Source organism: Luteimonas galliterrae, assembly GCF_023374055.1.
Classification (GTDB): domain Bacteria; phylum Pseudomonadota; class Gammaproteobacteria; order Xanthomonadales; family Xanthomonadaceae; genus Luteimonas_C; species Luteimonas_C galliterrae.
Genome location: NZ_JAMBEP010000004.1, coordinates 1 through 17,148, shown reverse-complemented (window position 1 = coordinate 17,148; position 17,148 = coordinate 1). Strand labels below are relative to the sequence as shown.

Annotated in this window: 19 protein-coding genes; 7 read left to right on the top strand and 12 right to left on the bottom strand. The window is 67.0% G+C overall.

Features of this window, described 5'->3' with window-relative positions; genetic code table 11:
• The 9 genes from M2650_RS14400 to M2650_RS14360 form a co-directional block, all read right to left on the bottom strand.
• On the bottom strand, window positions 1-993 hold the full coding sequence (locus M2650_RS14400; protein ID WP_249475719.1) for a YheT family hydrolase: 993 nt from the start codon (window positions 991-993) through the stop codon (window positions 1-3).
• A gap of 44 nt (window positions 994-1,037) precedes the next feature.
• Window positions 1,038-1,826: a lysophospholipid acyltransferase family protein gene (locus tag M2650_RS14395; protein WP_249475717.1), complete on the bottom strand. Its 789-nt coding sequence runs from the start codon at window positions 1,824-1,826 to the stop codon at window positions 1,038-1,040.
• A 185-nt stretch (window positions 1,827-2,011) separates the two neighbouring features.
• Window positions 2,012-2,371: a hotdog fold thioesterase gene (locus tag M2650_RS14390; RefSeq protein ID WP_249475905.1), complete on the bottom strand. Its 360-nt coding sequence runs from the start codon at window positions 2,369-2,371 to the stop codon at window positions 2,012-2,014.
• Between the two features lie 78 nt (window positions 2,372-2,449).
• A complete protein-coding gene (locus M2650_RS14385; protein WP_249475715.1) occupies window positions 2,450-3,061 on the bottom strand; it encodes a YkvA family protein in 612 nt (203 codons plus the stop codon).
• 105 nt (window positions 3,062-3,166) lie between these two features.
• Window positions 3,167-3,373: a hypothetical protein gene (locus M2650_RS14380; RefSeq protein ID WP_249475713.1), complete on the bottom strand. Its 207-nt coding sequence runs from the start codon at window positions 3,371-3,373 to the stop codon at window positions 3,167-3,169.
• 248 nt (window positions 3,374-3,621) lie between these two features.
• A complete protein-coding gene (locus M2650_RS14375; RefSeq protein WP_249475711.1) occupies window positions 3,622-5,592 on the bottom strand; it encodes a phospholipase D family protein in 1,971 nt (656 codons plus the stop codon).
• The gene (locus M2650_RS14370) at window positions 5,589-6,182 is read right to left on the bottom strand and encodes a YceI family protein (RefSeq protein ID WP_249475709.1); all 594 of its coding nucleotides are present in this window, start codon (window positions 6,180-6,182) and stop codon (window positions 5,589-5,591) included. Before M2650_RS14370 ends, M2650_RS14375 begins: the two co-directional genes overlap by 4 nt.
• Window positions 6,179-6,655, bottom strand: coding sequence for a SixA phosphatase family protein (locus M2650_RS14365; RefSeq protein ID WP_249475707.1), 477 nt, complete (start codon window positions 6,653-6,655; stop codon window positions 6,179-6,181). Before M2650_RS14365 ends, M2650_RS14370 begins: the two co-directional genes overlap by 4 nt.
• A 197-nt stretch (window positions 6,656-6,852) precedes the next feature.
• Window positions 6,853-7,488, bottom strand: coding sequence for a ParA family protein (locus M2650_RS14360; RefSeq protein ID WP_249475705.1), 636 nt, complete (start codon window positions 7,486-7,488; stop codon window positions 6,853-6,855).
• 308 nt (window positions 7,489-7,796) lie between these two features.
• Between M2650_RS14360 and M2650_RS14355 the strand changes: the two genes are divergently transcribed.
• A complete protein-coding gene (locus M2650_RS14355) occupies window positions 7,797-7,967 on the top strand; it encodes a hypothetical protein (protein WP_249475703.1) in 171 nt (56 codons plus the stop codon).
• A 55-nt stretch (window positions 7,968-8,022) separates the two neighbouring features.
• Here the strand turns inward: M2650_RS14355 and M2650_RS14350 are convergent, their stop codons facing one another.
• Complete coding sequence (locus M2650_RS14350; RefSeq protein ID WP_249475701.1) at window positions 8,023-8,721, bottom strand: 2OG-Fe(II) oxygenase family protein; 699 nt, start codon at window positions 8,719-8,721, stop codon at window positions 8,023-8,025.
• 150 nt (window positions 8,722-8,871) lie between these two features.
• Between M2650_RS14350 and M2650_RS14345 the strand changes: the two genes are divergently transcribed.
• The 6 genes from M2650_RS14345 (at window position 8,872) to M2650_RS14320 (ending at window position 14,476) form a co-directional block, all read left to right on the top strand.
• On the top strand, window positions 8,872-9,252 hold the full coding sequence (locus M2650_RS14345) for a tautomerase family protein (RefSeq protein ID WP_249475699.1): 381 nt from the start codon (window positions 8,872-8,874) through the stop codon (window positions 9,250-9,252).
• Between the two features lie 216 nt (window positions 9,253-9,468).
• Window positions 9,469-10,464 (top strand): Tle-like phospholipase domain-containing protein, encoded by a 996-nt coding sequence (locus M2650_RS14340; protein ID WP_249475697.1) that lies wholly within the window; start codon window positions 9,469-9,471, stop codon window positions 10,462-10,464.
• Window positions 10,465-10,681: 217 nt separating this feature from the next.
• Window positions 10,682-11,419 (top strand): ankyrin repeat domain-containing protein, encoded by a 738-nt coding sequence (locus tag M2650_RS14335; protein WP_249475695.1) that lies wholly within the window; start codon window positions 10,682-10,684, stop codon window positions 11,417-11,419.
• 191 nt (window positions 11,420-11,610) lie between these two features.
• On the top strand, window positions 11,611-13,119 hold the full coding sequence (locus tag M2650_RS14330; RefSeq protein ID WP_249475693.1) for a Tle-like phospholipase domain-containing protein: 1,509 nt from the start codon (window positions 11,611-11,613) through the stop codon (window positions 13,117-13,119).
• 287 nt (window positions 13,120-13,406) lie between these two features.
• Window positions 13,407-14,063 (top strand): ankyrin repeat domain-containing protein, encoded by a 657-nt coding sequence (locus M2650_RS14325; protein ID WP_249475691.1) that lies wholly within the window; start codon window positions 13,407-13,409, stop codon window positions 14,061-14,063.
• A 128-nt stretch (window positions 14,064-14,191) separates the two neighbouring features.
• Window positions 14,192-14,476, top strand: coding sequence for a hypothetical protein (locus M2650_RS14320; RefSeq protein WP_249475689.1), 285 nt, complete (start codon window positions 14,192-14,194; stop codon window positions 14,474-14,476).
• 187 nt (window positions 14,477-14,663) lie between these two features.
• Here M2650_RS14320 and M2650_RS14315 read toward each other — a convergent pair whose 3' ends face one another.
• Complete coding sequence (locus M2650_RS14315; RefSeq protein WP_249475687.1) at window positions 14,664-14,939, bottom strand: DUF2277 domain-containing protein; 276 nt, start codon at window positions 14,937-14,939, stop codon at window positions 14,664-14,666.
• 143 nt (window positions 14,940-15,082) lie between these two features.
• Window positions 15,083-17,148: tetratricopeptide repeat-containing protein kinase family protein (locus tag M2650_RS14310; RefSeq protein ID WP_283254807.1), on the bottom strand; the 2,066-nt coding region annotated here is incomplete at its 5' end.

Genomic DNA, 17,148 nt, shown 5'->3' with positions numbered 1-17,148 from the left:
TTATGCGGGAACCGCTGCGCTCAGGCGTTCGGCCACCCAACGCTCGCCATAGCCGTCGAGTTTGGAATCGAGCAGGAACCCGCAGTGCCCGCCATATCGTGCGATCGCCAAATGCGCATCCGCCGGCAGATGCCATTCGCGGAAGTCGGAAACCGGGATCACCGGATCGTCCTCGCTGGTCAGGATACTGGCCGGCACCTGCAGCGACGCCAGGCGCTCGCCGGCGATGTTGTAGCCGTCGAAGTACGCATCGATGGTGCCGAAATCGGTGTGCCGCTCCACCAGCCACTGGGTCAGCGCGCGCATGCCTTGCTTCAGCGTGCGGTCGTCGTAGTTGTGCAGTTCCGGAAACAGTTCGCGCTTGCGCTGCAGCGAGCTGCGCCACTTGCGTTCGAAATAACCGTGGTACACGCCCACGCCGGCTTCCATCACCGCCATGGTGCGCGCCGGGTCCAGCACCGGGCACACCGCGGCGACGTGGGCGAGCGGCAAGCCCGCCGCCGGCGCGCGCAAGGCCAGGCGCAACGCGAAATTGCCGCCCAGCGAATAACCGGCCGCCACCATCGGCCGCGCGGCGAAGCGGCGCGCGATGTCGCAGGCCGCATGCACCACTTCGTCGATGCGGTTGGAATGGAACAGCGCTTCGTTGAGGTGATGGGTATCGCCGTGGTCGCGGAAATTCAGCCGGAAGACTTCGAAGCCGCGGGCCAGCAGTTGCGCCGCGGTCAGCCGCATATAGCTCGATTCGGCGCTGCCTTCCCAGCCGTGCAGCAGCAGCGCCAGCCCGCGCGCGGGCGCGCCCTCGATGCGGCTGTGCAGGCCGTGCAGGCGCACGCCGTCTCCGCCGTCGACGATGTGCTCGGTGGTCAGCGGGCGCAGTGCGGCGATCGCGCGCTCGCCGCGCCGGCGCCGCATCGGGCTGGAGCCCAGGATCGATTGCAGATGCGGGCTGCGCAGCCAGCGCGGCGGGTGATAGTCGGGGACCGTGAACATCTCGGAAGGCGATGGCAGCGACGCGGCCGCAGAGGGGATACCCACTATGGACCCATACCGCCGTTCATCGCCGCAACGATGCGTTCGCGGGCCAGCTCGGCGATGCGGCGGCGGCCGTCGGCCGCGCCGGGCGGGATCGGCTCCAGGAAATGCACCTCGGCCACGCGCGAAGGCTCGCCGAGCAGGCGGATGAAGTTGGCCATGAAGCTTTCGTTGGGCGCGAAGGCCACCACGCTTTGCGCGCTGCCGCCCGCGCCGTAGCGCAGCGCGACCGGCTGCACCGGCGCGCCGGCCTCGACCGCGGCCAGGAAGATGCGCGCGTGGAAGGGACCCACTTCTTTTCCGTCCCGGGTCCGGCCTTCGGGAAACACGCCGACCGAACGGCCTTCGCGCAGCCGCGACAGCATCACGTGCAGCACGCCGCCGAGCGATTCGGTGCTGCCGCGCTGGTGGTAGATGGTTTCGCCGTGGCGCGCGATCCAGCCGATCAACGGCCAGGATTCGATTTCGCGTTTGGCGACGAAGCCCATCATGCGCTGGCTATGCAGCAAGACGATATCGATCCAGCTCACATGATTGGCGACGAACAACGCCGCGCCCGGCAGCGGCGTGCCGACGCGACGCAGGCTGAAGCCGAAGACATGCATCATCCCCGCCGACCACGCGCGGATCATGCGATAGCGCACGGTTTCGCCGCCGATGCGCCACCCGCGGGTCAGCGGCGTCATGAACAGCAGCGTCACCGGCAGGTCGATCAGCAGGTGCCACAGCAGCAGCGGGACGCGGATCGCGTACCGGAGCGGGCGCAGGATCGGGGAAGAAGGGGAATTCACGCAGTAACCTTATCGAAGCGCATTAGAGTCGGGCTATAGGCCCCTCTCCCGCTTGCGGGAGAGGCTTGGGGTGAGGGCAAGCCCGAAGCGACGAGATTCAAGCGTTCGCAGCGATTTTTCAAGGTCGCGCGCCCTCATCCGGCGCTTCGCGCCACCTTATCCCGCAAGCGGGAGAAGGATTCCGGCTACGGTCGATCTATTACGGCCAGCGTCAGCCGCGAAACGCAGGCCAGGCGTCCGCGATCGTCCTCGATGCGGATCTCCCACACCTGCGTGCTGCGGCCCACGTGCACGGGCCGCGCGGTGCCGGTGACCGTCCCGCTGCTCACGCCGCGCAGATGGTTGGCGTTGATTTCAATGCCGACCACGCCCTGGTCCGTACCGACGCACAAGCCGCCCGCGCTGCTGCCCAGGGTTTCGGCCAGCGCCACCGAGGCGCCGCCGTGCAGCAGGCCGTAAGGCTGGTGCGTGCGTGCATCCACCGGCATCGTGCCGCACAGGTAGTCTTCGCCGATCTCGGTGAAGACGATGCCCAGCGGCTCCATCAGCGTGCCTTGCGACAGCGCGTTGAGCTCTTCGAGCGTAACGTCCTTGCGGAACACGTTTTTTCGACCGGCCCGGACTCAGCCGAACTTGAACATGCCCGGGCGCCAGGTGCGGGTGTAGGTGCGCTTGGCCGCATAGCCGCTGCTGCTGCCGTAACCGCTGCCGTAGTCGCGCTCGCGGCGCTGGTGCATGCGCTCGAACAGCTCCTGGCGGCGGCTGTCCAGCCAATCGGGGTGGCCGACCTTGGACGGCTCCACGCCGCGCTTCTCCGCTTCGCGCTGGCGGAAGTCGCAGAAGTCGTCGTAGGCGTCGAGCTCGTGCTTGAGCTCCTTGACGCACAGCTCGATCATGATCGCGTCGTCGAGGAAGCCGAGCACTTCGACGCTGTCGGGGATCACGTCCTTGGGATCGGCGAAATAGACCAGCGCCGACATCACCCGCTGCTTGTCCTCGTCCGGCAGTTCCCAGCCGGTGTCGCGCACCATCGCGATCATATCGTCCAGGCGCAGCAGCCGGTCCAGGATGAAATCCGGCACGTGCACTTTCTGCGCGTCGGCCAGCAGCGCGCTGGCGGCGTCGATCACCTGCTCCGGCGTCTTGCCTTCGGCCGCCTTGCGAGCGGCTTCCATCGCTTTATTGAAGTGCTCGAGGTCGCGGTCGTTCAGTTCGATGGTCAGCGAGATCGACATGGCGTTTCCGGGTCTGGGGGGCTGGAAAAGGAAGCCGCCAGACTAGGCCGACGCCAACGGCGCGTCAATCGCAGCAGCGCCGCGAGACGCGCCGTGACGGGGCCATTACGCCATGCGGAAGCGCTCTTGGCCCCAATTTTCCGCGTACTGGCGATCGCTGGCGTAGCCGCTGCTGGTGCCGTAACCGACGCCGAAATCGCGCGGTCGCAACTGTTGCCATGCCGGGCCGGCGACGCGGAAGCGGCGCGATGCGGCAGATGCGGTCGGGGACGGGGCCGGCGCGGATGGATTGTTCTTGTTCTGGCGGTTCATGGCGATTCCTGCGCGAAAGGGGTGAGGCCGCGGCGCCGGGGACTGCGCTGCTGGCCTTCACAGACTTGGATGACGTCGCGCGCCGAAGGGTTGCAATCGGTGGCCATGACCGATGGCACGGGTCGTGCAAGGACAACCCGCTTTGCCTTTGTAGGAGCGGCTTCAGCCGCGAGCTCTTGCGGGCAATCGCAGATCTTGAGGAAAAGCTCGCGGCTGAAGCCGCTCCTACAAAAGCGGATCGCCGAGGATTAGAGAATCGGCGCCAATCCGGCCCCGAACGCGGTGAAGATGCGCGTGCTCAGCCATTTGAAGCCCAGGTCGACTTCCGGATAGTCGCCGACCGGCTCGTAGCAACCGCGAAAGCGCGGATCGTTGGGCGACAGCGGCAGCGGGCATTGCGGCCCGGGCTTGAACTCGTAGCTGGTGGCGTAGCGCACCGGCCACAAATCGAAGATCGGCAGGTGCTCGGACACCTTGGCCAGCGAGTATTCGAGGCCGGAGAACACCGGCGGCTTGTCGCGGCGCGCGATGACCCACGAATTTTCCGGCGCGATGTCGCCGCGGATGCTGGCGGCCAGCGCCTGCGCGAACGCCGGATCGTCGATCACCACCGCGCTCTCGGTGTTGTAGCGGTCGCCGCGCGGATCGAAGTTGTGCGTGCCGATCACGCCGATGCGGTTGTCCACGACCATCGATTTCGCATGCAGGCCGATGCGCACGCCGACGCGCTTGAGCGGCACCGGCTGGTTGGCGTTGTTGCCCAGATAGCGTCCGGCGAAGAATTCGCGCTGCAAGGGCGTTTCGCGCGGCGACACGTTCCGCCGCCCGCCGCTGCGGCCGCCGCCGCTGCCGGCCACGGCGACGGCCGCCTCTTCCGGCGGCGATTGCGCCTGGCCGCGCAAGCTCAACGGCGCGATGTCCGCCGGCAGCGGCGCGCCGGTCGCGGTGAGGTCGATCGGCGCGCTGGCCGGGAAGGGCTTGAACTCGTAGATCTCGAAGCCGAAGTCGCGCAGGTAGCGGCGCTTGTACTTGTGCGACAGCGCATAGGTGATGAAGGAATCGGTCGCCGCCAGGCTGTTGGTGGAGATCACGATCCGCGGCGGCGACGGCCGCTCGTGCATGTCGCGGAACAGTTGCTGCGCCGGCTTGGACAGCACCAGATAGGGCGTCTGCAACAGCACTTCTTGCTGCGCCGAAGCGATCAGATGGTTGAGCCCGGGCGTGGTGTGCATGGCCGCCTCGGCGCGTTTCCTGTCGCGCCGGTGCTTCTGCGGCAGATCGGCGATGAATTCCACCTTGCCCACCGGCAACGCCTGCGACGCCAACGCCTGTTCGACTAGCGCGGGATCGCTGGCGTCCTCGGACATCGCTTCGGCCCGCGCCGGTTGCTCGTACTGCGTCGGTTTCAACGGCGGCACGCCATCGCGCAGCAGGCGCTTGCCGACATCGCCCAGCTGCTCGACGGGCTTGGTGCGGAAGGCGTTCCAGAACGCCTCGAAATTGGCCGCCATCTCGTGCGCCACCGGCCCGGCGATCAGCACGTCGCGGTCGCGGAAGTTGTAGGCCGGGCTCCAGTCGTAATAATCGTCCTGGTAGTTGCGCCCGCCGGTGATGCCGATCTCGTCGTCGATCAGCAGCAGCTTGCTGTGCATGCGCTGATTGAGGCGGCGGAAGCAGCACAAGCCGGCCACCAGGTATTGCGGGTAGCTGATCCGCGCGCGGTTGAGCACCGGGTTGTAGATGCGGATCGAGAAGTTGACGTGCGCGCCGGCCAGCGCGGCCAGCGTATCGACGCTCTTCAACGCCGACAGCTGGTCGACCAGCACCCGCACCTTCACTCCGCGCCGCGCCGCGGCCAGCAGCTCGTCCAGCACCAGCCGGCCGGCGTCGTCCTCGTCGAAGATGTAGGTCTGCAGGTCGATCTTGCTGCGCGCGCTGCGCAGCAGGTTGATCCGCGCCAGCAGCGCCTGCGGGCCGCGGTCCAGGATCAGCGCGTAGTGGCGCGGCGCGTCGGGGCCGGAGGCGAGCAACGCCCGGCCGCCCAGATCGTGCAACGGCGAAGGCTGCGCGCAACGGTCGGCGGCGGCGCAGTCGATCTGCGTGGAACGCGCTGCGGCGGCGATCTGCGTGGCGCGGTCGCGCTGGCCCTGCGACATCGTCGCGCAAGCGCCGCAGGACAAGGCCAGCATCGCCGCCAGCCACGCGCGCCGCCAGCTCATGAGGCGGGTTCGTCCCGCACGCGCACGTTGAGGAAGAAGTGGACGCGGTTGTGGATCGCCAGCCCGAAGCCGTTGATGCCGTAGTTCTCGCGGCGCACGCTGCCGCGCGCGACCACGTCGCAATCGTAGCCCGGGCGCTCGCAGGCGGACGGCGCGATGGTGAACACTTCGCGGCGGGTGACGCCGCGGATGGTCAGGCGCCCGCCGAGTTCGCCGCCGTGGCGCAGCAGCGCCTGGTCGTACGGTTCGGAGACGAATTCGATCTTCGGATGATCTTCGGCATCGAAAAACCGCGGACCGCGGGCGTAGCGGCTGTAACGCGGACTGTCGGCGATCTCGACCGATCCCGAATCCAGCCGCAGCTGCACGCGGTGGCGGCCGCCTTCCATGGTCACGATCTCGCCTTCGTATTGCGGGAAGCGTCCCTCCAGCGTCTGCCCCCAGCGGGTCTGCAGGCTGAAGCCCAGCCGCGACTGCAACGGGTCGACCTCGACCTGCGTAGCGCGTGCCGCCGTCCAAGCCAGGCACAAGGCCAACGGGAACAGCCAGATCTTCGCGACCGCGCGCATGGCGCCGACGTTGGGCCTCACGGCCACCAGAACGCGGAGAGGCGGGCGATGCCCGGTTCGATGGCGGCGTCCGCCGGCAGCGACAGCACCGCGATCCCGCCCGGCGGCATGCCGCGGTAATCGCCGGATTGGCCGCTGTGCATCAGCGCAGCCAACTGTTCCAGGCCCGGGTTGTGGCCGACCAGCAGCAGCCGTTCGGCTTCGCGATGGCCGTCGGCCAGCGCGGCCAGCACGCCGGGCGTGGCTTCGTAGATGCCCGCATCCAGGCGTTGGTCGACATAGCCGATCTTGCCCAGCACCGCCTCCAGGGTTTCGCGCGTGCGCCGCGAGGGCGAACACAGCGCCCGATCGGGCACCAGGCCCTGCTCGGCCAGCCAGCGCCCGGCGGCCTCGGCCTCGGCCAACCCCTCGGGCGACAGCGGCCGGTCCATATCGGCTTGGCCGGCGGTCGCCGGCTCGGCGTGGGCGTGTCGCAGCAGGATCAGTTCTCTCATGGGCCCGGTTCGTGCTCGTCAGGCCTCAGCTTAGCCCAAGGCGACGAAGACGGCGCGGCGGGTTTCGACTCGCTTCGGGCGCATTCAGCCGCTCTTCGTAGGAGCGGCTTTAGCCGCGAGCTCTTTTGACTAATGGGCCTCGCGATCTTGGGGAAAGAGCTCGCGGCTAAAGCCGCTCCTACGAAAAGCAGGACGGCTCAGCGCGCCTTGCCCAGCCACTTCAGCAAGGGCTGCCAGTCGTTCTGGTGCTCGCGGATCTGGGCGGAGTTGTAGTCGAACAGGCTCTTGCCCAGCCCGGTCAGCATCACGTAGGCCTGGCTGTCGCGCAGTTGCCCCACCACCGGGATCGACCATTCGTTGAGCACGGCCACGGCCTGCTGCGAAGCGTTCGTCCAAGGTTTGAGCTTGTTGGCGATCAGCGCCACCGGCAGCTGGCCTTTGCGCACGCGCGGGTGCTTGGCCAGGGAATTCAGGAACGGCACGGTGGCTTCGATATCCAGCGCCGAAGGCAGTACCGGCACCACCACGGCACTGGCCTGGTCGAGGAAGGATTCCAGGTCCGCGGCCATCGCGCCGGCGGCGCCGTCGACGATCACCCGCTGGGTGTCGTCCGGCACGGCTTTCTGCCAGTTGCGCTTGGTGCCGTCGACCGGCAGCACGGCGCCGTTGGCCATCCCGGCCCGGCGCTGGGCCCAGCGCGTGGACGAACCTTGCGGATCGGCATCGACGATCACGGTGCGTTGCCCGGCCTGCGCCGCCTGCGCGGCCAGATGGGTCGCGATAGTGGTCTTGCCGACGCCGCCCTTGGAGCTGGCCACGATGATCGTCTTCATCCACGGTCTCCATGCAAGGAAACCGGAGCTTAGCAGCCCCCGCATTGTAGAGCGGGGCTTGCTCCGCTGCTTTTCCGCCTTCTTCTGGCTTCAGGCCTTTCCAGCCCCCACGGCAGCCATTTCTACGGTGAATTCCGTCTTTTAGCCACTGCCGATTCGCGGCAGCCATCAATGGAGTTCGCTGCCATGTCCACCCCAACCCTGCCCCGGCACCAGACTCGCCGGCCCACCCTCCTGGCTCTGGCCCTGTTCGCCGCCGTGGCTACGCTGCCCGCCCACGCCGGGCAAGTTTGTTGAAGGATGCGGTCATGCGAGTCCTGCAGACTTCGCGGCAGCTTGCGATCCGGGCATTGCTCTGCCATGCCATCGACGAGCAAGCCAAGGATTTCTATCTGCGGCACGGCTTCGTCGAATCGCCGATCGATCCGCCCACGCTGATGCTAGGCCTGTCGCACCTGCAAGATGCGATGAACGCGTAGGGGTAGGCCTTGGCCCACCATCGAAGCGTTCCATTTACGGCGTTATGCGGATCGCTCATCCGGCGAGCCAATAACCGCCGATTCCATACTGCGGACGATGCGCCCAAGGCGCGACCAGGGTCACTTGGCGCCGTTGCGGCAGCCGGAACACGGTCAGCGCGTTCCAGCGCGGCAGGAAGGTTTCGCCGATATCGCCCTGGTCGTCGATGGACTGCAGCAGGCCGCCCCATTCCGCGCGCCATACCGGACTCAGGTGCAGCATGTAGGCGTAACGTCGACCGTCGTCCGCGGCGGTCGACGTTTCTGGCAACAGGAATTGGCCGGGACGCAGGCGGATAGCCTGGACACCGACCCGGGACAGCGCTATATCGCCGGTCAGCATGCGGATGCGCGACAGGAATTCGGCCGAATTGAAGCTGTCGGGCACGGCATCTATCGCGAGGCCGCCGGATTCGTCTTCGTTGCGCGCGTCGTCCGGCGCATAACAGTCGTGCAGGTATTGGTGGCCGCGCTGCGCCCGGTCGTGCGCGCGCATCGCGATCTGCTGATACGCGTCGCCTTCCGGATAGGCGCCGCGCGCCGATACCCATGCGCGATCGCCGCCGCCGGCGGCCAAGTGCCAGGACAGTTGCTCGGCGAGGCAACGGTAGAGCGCGAAGGCTTCCTGGGGATGCAGGAATTCCGGGATCTGCGCGCGTCCGTGCTGCGCCAGCGCGCGGCGCCATCGTGCGGGGTTGAGGTCGTTGCCGATCATCGCGCTCCGCATCCGCCGTTGCGTCCCGCGTCCGATTTTGCAATCGCCGGGCGGATGAACTATGAACCCCAGGCCTACGTCGCGACGGAACGGCGGGTTCACGAAGCGCCCAGCCGACCCGTTCCCTCCACTCCATATAAGGACACCGCCATGCCCTTGGTCCGCATCGCTCTACGCGCCGGCAAACCGCCCGAGCATATTCGCGCCATTTCCGACGGCATCTATGCCGCGATGCGCGAAACCTTCGCCGTGCCCGAGGACGACCGCTTCATGCTGGTCAGCCAGCATCGTGACGAGGAATTCGTCTATGACGGCGGTTATCTCGGGATCGAGCGCAGCGACGATCTTGTGATCGTGCAGATCACCTGCAACAACACCCGCACGTTGGAGCAGAAGAAGGCTTTCTATGCGGACGTGGCGCGCCGCCTGGCCGCCTCCCCGGGATTGAGGCCAGAGGACGTGTTCATCAGCTTGGTCGAGGTGCCGAAAGAGAACTGGTCGTTCGGCAACGGCATCGCGCAGTACGCCTGACTCTTGCCGCGAGCGGTTTTCGTGGGAGCGGCTTTAGCCGCGATCTCTTGATTTTAGCGGTGGCCGAAAAGCTCGCGGCTAAAGCCGCTCCCACGAAAAGCCGCTTCCGCATAAAAAAGCAGGGTCGCGCCGCCGGGGTACCTCGGGCACGCCCTAGCTGGCAACCGTTCTAACCCACGCCTAACTTCGTGCGATGACCCATGGGAGGGGCGTGCGATGGCAGGCGTGCAACCGCTAGGCATCAATCCGCAGGCTTGGCAGGACCGGCAAGCCGGTTTCCATGCCGATCCGCAGGCCTTGGCGCAGGCGCCGGCGCTGCCGACCGGCAGCTATCGCCCCGAACCCAGCTATCACCCGCAATTGTTCGGGCTGACGCCGCAACAGGGCGGGCCGTCGGCCAATGCCGCCTCGTTCGGCGACCAAGTGCGCGGCCGCGATGCGCAGGCGATCGATCTGCAGCTGATGCAGATCGCCAACGCCGTCTACGACCCGACGGTGCAGAACGTCGGCAATTGGACCCGCGTCAGCGACGCCGATCTGACCGCGGCCGGCATCGATCCGGCCACGCTGGAAACGCCCGACACCGGCTTCCGCGCCGGCATCTTCACCGACGGCAACGGCAACTACGTGCTGGCCTTCTCCGGCTCCAACGAGCGCATCGACTGGACCGGCGCGAACTTCCCGCAAGGCCTGGGCATGAAGACCGAGCAGTACGACCAGGCCGTCGCATTGGCGCAGAAGGTCGCCGCGAGCGAGTTCGGCCGCGACGGCGACGTGGTCATCACCGGCCATTCCTTGGGCGGCGGCTTGTCCGGCATCGCCTCGCTGGCGACCGGCATTCCGGCGGTGACCTTCGATGCGTCCGGCGTGCACGACGACACGATGGAGCAGTTCGGCCTGGATCCCGGCCGGGCCAAGCAGGATGCGGAGAACGGGCTGATCCGCCGCTACAACGTCGACGGCGATCCGCTCACCGCCGCGCAGGAAGATACGCCGGGCCTGAACCACATCATGCCCGACGCGCCAGGCCACGAAATCACGCTGGACAGTCCGCTGCCGCCGATCGAGGCGCCGGAGTGGACGTGGAATCCGATCGAGATGGCCCAGCGCACCGCCGACTATTTGCAGGCGAAGGCCGAACGGGTCGGCGATCTGCATCGTCAGCAGACGATGATCGATGCGCTGGAGCAGCAGCGGCCTTGGGAGCGTTGAGCGCGCTTGTTTGCGCGATCCGCACTTTTCCGGCATCTGCCGCTTCGCCGTACCCTCACCCCAACCCCTCTCCCAATGGGAGAGGGGCTTTGCTTTTTCCTTCTCCCGTCGGGAGAAGGTGCCCGAAGGGCGGATGAGGGTTCAGTAAGCCCGCGCCTTATCCGATCGCGACATCCCTCGTCGCGAACCGTTGACGCCGCTGTGTGAGAATCACGCCATGCGCGCCGCGACGATCCAGGTTTTCGTGCTATTGCTGGCCTTGTGCGCCGCCGCCTGCCGCGGAGACACCATGGACGCCAAGCAAGTCTTCACCGATGCCAAGACCGCCGCATTGGCGCAAGCCGCCGCCGATGGCGACGCCGCACGCGTGCGCGAACTGGTGCGCGACGGCGCCGATCCGAACGCGCAGGGCGACAAGGGCATGAACGTGCTGCAATACGCGCTGGCCGGGCAAAGCCCCGATGGCCTGAAAGCCTTGCTGGATGCCGGCGCCGACGCGTCGCGGCCCGGCATGGGCGGCAGCACCGTGATCCACAATGCGGCGATCACCGACGACGCCGTGTATCTGGAAATCCTGCTCGCCCACCGCGCCGATCCCGACGCGCGCCACGGCCAGACCGGCGCCACCGCGCTCGCAGCGGCCGCAGGCCCGCGCACCGACAAGCAGTTCCGCCTGCTGCTCTCGGCCGGTGCGGACCCCAAGCTCGCCGACCGCAGCGGCGACACGCCCTTGCATGCCGCGGCGATGATCAATGCCGGCGCGCATGTCTTGTTGCTGCTGGAGTCGGGTGCCGATCCGACTGCGAAGAATGCGCAGGGCGAGACCTTCCAGCGCTACTACTTCAAGCTGCCGGCCGCGCGCTTGAACGACACCGCCCGCCACGAGCGCGAAGCCGTCGTGGCCTGGCTCGAGGCGCACGATGTGGCCCTGGAAGCCGGCGCCGACTCGCCCTAACGGCTTTTCGTAGGAGCGGCTTTAGCCGCGAGCTCTTTCCACCACGACCGCGCGAACTTGGGGCGCAAGCTCGCGGCTAAAGCCGCTCCTACGAAGAGCTGAGCCGGGCCGCCTAGGGTTTGCACTAGCTATTCAGCTTGCCGTCCGCCTGCCTAACCTACGCCTCAGTACGGTTAACCCCGGTGGCCCGCATGTCCCTGCTCGACGGCGTCAACAGCTCCAACGCCAACAACGATGCGCTGATGCGTTATCTGATGCAGCCGGCGCAACCGCAGCCGGCGCCGCAGAGTTATCCGCGCGCCACGGCCAACGCCAACGGCGAAAGCTTCAGCGACCAGGTCGCCGGCCAGCAGCCGCAGCAGCAGACCGATCTGCAGCTGGCGCAAATGGCCAACGACGTCTACACCGTCACCGGACCCGACGGCACCGGCACGCAATCGGCCGCCGAACTCGAGGCCGCGGGCTGGAACCGCCTGCAGCCGGATCCGAGCGGCGGCAAGTTCCTGGTCGATAGCCAAGGCCGCCAGATCCCGATCGATCCGGCCATGCTCGAAGATTCGAGCACCGGTTTCCGCGCCGGCATCTACCAGAACGACCAGGGCCAGTACGTGGTCGCCTATGCCGGCACCGACCCGTCGGAAATGCCCGATATCGGCGCCGACGCCACCCAGGCCTTCGGTCTGGACACCGCGCAGTACAACCAGGCCGTGGCGCTGGCCAAGGAAGCCGAAGTCGCGTTCGGCGACGGCAATGTCGTCTTCACCGGCCATTCGCTTGGCGGCGGACTGGCTTCGGCCGCAGCGCTGGCCACCGGCGGCGCCGGCGTCACCTTCAACGCCGCGGGGTTGAGCGACGACACCTTGAGCGACCTGGGCTTCAGCCCGAACGCCGCGCGCGAGAACGTGGCCGACAGCGGCCAGGTGCGCCGCTACATCGTCGAAACCGATCCGCTGAACACCGTGCAGCAGGACGTGCCCTTCCTCAACGGCACGCCCGACGCAGTCGGCACCGAACTGCGCGTCGCCCTGCCGGCAGGCATGACCCCGTTCATCGACGGCCACGGCGGCAGCGGCGACGGCACCTCGTTCGTCGAAGCGCTGCGCACCGGCACGCCGTACGGGCCCGAGTCCGAATTCCTGAACATTCCCGGCGCGCTCGGCGACATCCGCGAGAACGCGGCCGAATACGCGATCAACGGCGTCGGCAACATCGTCGATGGCGTGGTCACCACCGGTCAGGATGTGATCGACACGGTCGGCGGCAAGGTCGACGACGTCCGCAACGAGATCGACACCAACTTCGCCCAGGGCGATTATGTCGAAGGCGTCTTCAACATCGGCGGCGACGTGGTCGAAGGCACGTTCAACGTGGCCGGCGATCTGGTCTCCGGCGGCGCCGACTTCGTCAGCGATCAGGTGAGCAACCTCGCCAACTACGGCGGCGGCACCATCCGCGACCTGGGCGACTTCGTCGGCCTGGAAACCCCGGCCAATTTCGTGGCCGGCGTGGTTGAAGGCGGCGGCGAAGTGATCGGCGACGTGGTCGAGTTCGGCGGCGATGCGGTCGAATGGACCGCGGACGCGCTGGGCACCGCCTCCGAAGCGGTCGTCGACTTCACCGGCGACGTGGCCCAAGGCGTGACCGATTTCGCCGGCGACGTGGCCGAGGGCGTCAACAGCGTGATGCCCTGGAACTGGTAAGCGCGCGTAATTCCTCTCCCGCTTGGCTTTAGCCCTCTCCCGCTTGCGGGAGAGGGTTGGGTGAGGGCACGCGAACTATCACGTTAGCTTCGTTGGCTGCATTCCTGGCATCCAAAGCGAAACACGCCCTTTACGCTCACTCCGTAAACTGCCCCCTTGGACCGAAGGGACGCATCATGATCTCCACGAACGACCCCTTGGCAGCGCGCCGGATCTTCCGCGCGCTGTCGTTTTTCTCGCTTATGCTTCTGGCGTGCACGGCCTGTGCGCGGCAAGGAAACCCATCGATGACCAGCGGCAAGACCTTCACCGATCCCGCCACCGCCCTGCTGGCCGACGCCGTCAAAGCCGGCGACGCCGCGCGCATGAAGGAACTGATCGCCGGCGGCGCGAACCCCAATGCGCAAGGCGAGAAAGGCATCACCCTGCTGCAGTGGGCCATGCTCAACCAGAGCCGGGACGGTTTCGATGCGCTGCTCGCGGCTGGCGCCGACCCCGCGCGCGGCAACGACGACGGCGTGACCGCCGTGCATCTGGCCGCGATGGCCGACACCAACCGATATCTGCGCACGCTGCTCGACAACGGCGCCAGCGCCGACACGCCCAACACCGTCACCGGCGCCACGCCGTTGATGTCGGCGCTGATGGCCGAGCGCGCCGACAATGCCGATCTGCTGCTCGAGGCCGGCGCGAAAGTCGCCGCCGCCGACCGCCAGGGCAATACCGCGCTGCACCTGGCCGCGAAGATCAACGAAACCGGACGCGTGCTGCAGCTGCTGGAAGCCGGCGCCGATCCGAACGCCAAAAACGCGCAGGGAGCGACGTTCCAACGCTATCTGTTCATGACCCCGGAAGCCTCGCTCAACAGCACCAGCAAGCGCGAGCGCGACCAAGTGCGCGAATGGCTGAAACAGCACAGCATCGCCATCGAAGACCCGGCCTGATCCGTAGCTGGGTTGGCCTCCAACCCAGCGCTTTCGTCTGCATGTTTCGCGTGCCGGGTTGATGAAAACAATCAGCCAACCGCCGTTTCGCAGGATGGCGCCTGCCTCGCATGCTAGCCTCGCCGTCCATGGATCAAGAGATCGCGCGCCTCTGGCGCCACGCCGAAACCCAGCTGGCGCAACGCAACGCCGAAGCGGCGCGCGCCGCTTTCGAGGCGATCGTCGCGCGCGAGCTGCTCGACTTCTGCGGCCTGTCCTGGGAGCCGAGCTGCGTGGCGATCGAACGAAACACATCCGCCGTCGCCACCGCCAGCACGGTGCAAGTGCGCGAACCCATCCACCAACGCAGCGTGGGGCAGTGGAAGCGTTACGAGCGGGAATTGGAACCGTTGCGACGCGCTCTGCGGGAATGAAACGCCGGCTTTTCTTTGTAGAGCGGGACTTGCCGCTGCCTTCGCCTTAGTGGGGGCGGCTTCAACCGCAGCTGTTGCGTATTCGCGAGCATCGCAATCCAGGGCTCGCGGCCCAGCGGCTCTGCGAAGCGCGAAAGCAAGAAACAAAGCGTAGCGGGGCAAGCCCCGGCCTACAAAGAGTAATGCCTCAACGGACTTGGGCGAACCGCTCCGCCGACCGCGCCTTGGCCTTGGCCGCTTCGACATCGCGATCGCGCGGCCCAGTCACCGTCACCAGGGAATCGATCAGCATGCGCGCCGATGCCGCGATCTCGTCCACCGCACGGTCGAAAGCGGCCTGATTGGCCTTCGATGGGCTGTTGAACCCGCTCAGTTTCCTGACGAACTGCAAGGATGCGTCGCGTACTTCCTGATCGCTAGCCGGCGGTTCGAAGTTGAACAGCGTTTTGATGTTCCTGCACATGCGGACTCCGGAATCGATTCGGTCTGTGAACGGTTTTAACCCAGCGCGTGGCTGAAGTCGTAAAACTCCGGTTACGACACCCGTTCATCGAGCCGAATACCGCTCAAGCGGCGGCCCGCGACGGGCTGGAAGGAGCCCCACGCCTAACCCTTCCTTCGCAGGTCGGCTTTCAGACGGTCCAGTTGGCGCAGCACATCGGCGTCGGGCACCATCGACTTGCGCAACGGGGGTTCTGCGCGGCGCAGCTGTTCCATCGCCGGCCCGGATTGCCCCGCTGCGAACAGGGCCTGCGCGTACGACGCCCGCCATTGGGCGGTAGGCGCGCTGTCGGGGCCGACATGCGCCGAAGCGCGTTCGATAACGTCGCGCCAGATGGACAAGGCCCGCGTCCTATCGCCACGCCGTTCCGCCAACGCGGCCGCCAGCGCCTGACGCTTGATGGCAGCGGCAGGGGCATCGTCCGTTGCCGTCGGCAAGGCGGCTTCCGCCTCATCCAATCGCCCTTCGTGCAGCAACCATTCGGCCTGCACCAATCGCGCAGCAACGTACTCCGGCGCCGTATCGCCCGGCTCGAAGAAATCCAGCCATGCCGGCAACGCAGCGCTCAAAGGCGCACGCGCCTCTTCTGTCCGGCCCATCCGCAACAGGGCCCGGCCCCAATAAGCTTCGTTGCTCAGACGTTCGCTGTCGCCCGGCGGCAGTTTCTCGCGCCTGATCTGCAACGCTTCGCGATACAAGGCCTCGGCCGCCGCATAATCGCCGCGCGCTTCTTCCAGCGCAGCCTGCTGGGTCGCGACCACCGCGTAATCCAGGCTGGTCCTGCCGAGGACGCGCTCGGTGATGTCGAGCGCGTCGCGGTAATGCTCGCCCGCGCCGGCGTAATCGCCGGCCTGCTGCAGCACCATAGCCAGTTTCATTTCGCTGTCGGCGGAGCGTTCGCTGTCGCGTCCGTACAAGGCCTCCGCCAGGCGCACGCTCTGCCTTTGCAAGTCCGCCGCTTCGGCGAAGCGCCCCTGCGCGCTCAGAGCCCGGGCTAGCCCTTGCTGGCTGTTGTGCACGGTCACGGTGTTCTTCCCGTGGCGGAGCTTGATATTCATCGCTTGCCGATAATAGGTTTCGGCGCCTTTGTAATCGCCCGAGACACGCAGCAGCCCTGCGATGTTGTGTAGAACGTAGGCCGTTTCCAATGATTGTGGGCCATGGGCTTCGCGGCTAAGCGTCAAGGCTTCCGCATACGCCGCGCGCGCACCGGCGAAATCCGATTTGTGATGCTTCGCCAAGCCGAGCGCCTCGTAGGCATCGGCCAATGCGCCCGGTGCCGGATTGTGCTGTAGGGTCAATTGGAGCGAACGCTGCGCGGCGCTTAGGGCATCGTCCGTCCGCAGCTGGTTGCTCAACAATGTGGAAAGCTCGTTGTAGGCTTCCGCAGCAAGATCGGGGCGCGAGATTTGCGGTGAAAGAAAAGCCTCCGCGGCCTCGCGCAGCATCTTTTCGGAGCGTTCCCGCTCCCCCAGGTTCGCATAGGCCCGGCCGAGCACTGCGTGCATCCGGGCGAGCATCGCCGGCGATTCGGAAAGCCCGGCGTCGACCTTGGCGACAGCGAGATCGAGCACATGTCGTGCGGTCGGCTCTTCGGTCCCCTTCGGTCCGCGCATGCGCGGGTCGGCCGCGTCGAAAGTGTCGACCAGAAAATCGCTGACCTTTTTCGCCGTTTCCGCTTCCTGCTGCGCACGTTCGCGTTCCACGCCCAACCGCCACACGAATGCAGTGGCCGCTATCACGGCGATTGCGGCCATAGCGGTCCCCAACCGGTGCCGGCGCAGGAACACGCGAACGCGATAGCCGGTATCGCTGCGCAAGCTGATCGCCCGGCCGGCCACCACCGCGCGCAGGTCCTCGCCCAACCGGGCCGCCGAGCGGTAGCGGCGCGCCGGGTCAGGGTCCAGCGCCGTGCGCACGATCCGATCCAGGTCCCCGCGCAAGGCTTTGCGCAGCGCCTGCGGCGTGGCGGCGCGGGCGGCCGCGCGTTGACCGGTGTCGGCGGCCGCTTCGGTCGCCGCTTTGGACGCCTGCGGCGGCTCGCGCGGTGCCAGCGGATCGCTGAACGGCTTGCGCCCGGTCAGCAGTTCGAACAGCACCGCCCCCAGCGCGTACACATCGGTCGCCGTGCTGATCTGGCCGCCGCGGATCTGCTCGGGCGCGGCGTAGT

What these genes read in the sequence shown, in the direction of transcription:
- M2650_RS14400 (WP_249475719.1), bottom strand. Translation starts at nt 993, where the DNA reads ATGTTCACGGTCCCCGACTATCACCCGCCGCGCTGGCTGCGCAGCCCG.
- M2650_RS14390 (WP_249475905.1), bottom strand. Translation starts at nt 2,371, where the DNA reads ATGGAGCCGCTGGGCATCGTCTTCACCGAGATCGGCGAAGACTACCTG.
- M2650_RS14385 (WP_249475715.1), bottom strand. Translation starts at nt 3,061, where the DNA reads ATGTCGATCTCGCTGACCATCGAACTGAACGACCGCGACCTCGAGCAC.
- M2650_RS14380 (WP_249475713.1), bottom strand. Translation starts at nt 3,373, where the DNA reads ATGAACCGCCAGAACAAGAACAATCCATCCGCGCCGGCCCCGTCCCCG.
- M2650_RS14375 (WP_249475711.1), bottom strand. Translation starts at nt 5,592, where the DNA reads ATGAGCTGGCGGCGCGCGTGGCTGGCGGCGATGCTGGCCTTGTCCTGC.
- M2650_RS14365 (WP_249475707.1), bottom strand. Translation starts at nt 6,655, where the DNA reads ATGAGAGAACTGATCCTGCTGCGACACGCCCACGCCGAGCCGGCGACC.
- M2650_RS14360 (WP_249475705.1), bottom strand. Translation starts at nt 7,488, where the DNA reads ATGAAGACGATCATCGTGGCCAGCTCCAAGGGCGGCGTCGGCAAGACC.
- M2650_RS14355 (WP_249475703.1), top strand. Translation starts at nt 7,797, where the DNA reads ATGCGAGTCCTGCAGACTTCGCGGCAGCTTGCGATCCGGGCATTGCTC.
- M2650_RS14350 (WP_249475701.1), bottom strand. Translation starts at nt 8,721, where the DNA reads ATGATCGGCAACGACCTCAACCCCGCACGATGGCGCCGCGCGCTGGCG.
- M2650_RS14345 (WP_249475699.1), top strand. Translation starts at nt 8,872, where the DNA reads ATGCCCTTGGTCCGCATCGCTCTACGCGCCGGCAAACCGCCCGAGCAT.
- M2650_RS14340 (WP_249475697.1), top strand. Translation starts at nt 9,469, where the DNA reads ATGGCAGGCGTGCAACCGCTAGGCATCAATCCGCAGGCTTGGCAGGAC.
- M2650_RS14335 (WP_249475695.1), top strand. Translation starts at nt 10,682, where the DNA reads ATGCGCGCCGCGACGATCCAGGTTTTCGTGCTATTGCTGGCCTTGTGC.
- M2650_RS14330 (WP_249475693.1), top strand. Translation starts at nt 11,611, where the DNA reads ATGTCCCTGCTCGACGGCGTCAACAGCTCCAACGCCAACAACGATGCG.
- M2650_RS14325 (WP_249475691.1), top strand. Translation starts at nt 13,407, where the DNA reads ATGACCAGCGGCAAGACCTTCACCGATCCCGCCACCGCCCTGCTGGCC.
- M2650_RS14320 (WP_249475689.1), top strand. Translation starts at nt 14,192, where the DNA reads ATGGATCAAGAGATCGCGCGCCTCTGGCGCCACGCCGAAACCCAGCTG.
- M2650_RS14315 (WP_249475687.1), bottom strand. Translation starts at nt 14,939, where the DNA reads ATGTGCAGGAACATCAAAACGCTGTTCAACTTCGAACCGCCGGCTAGC.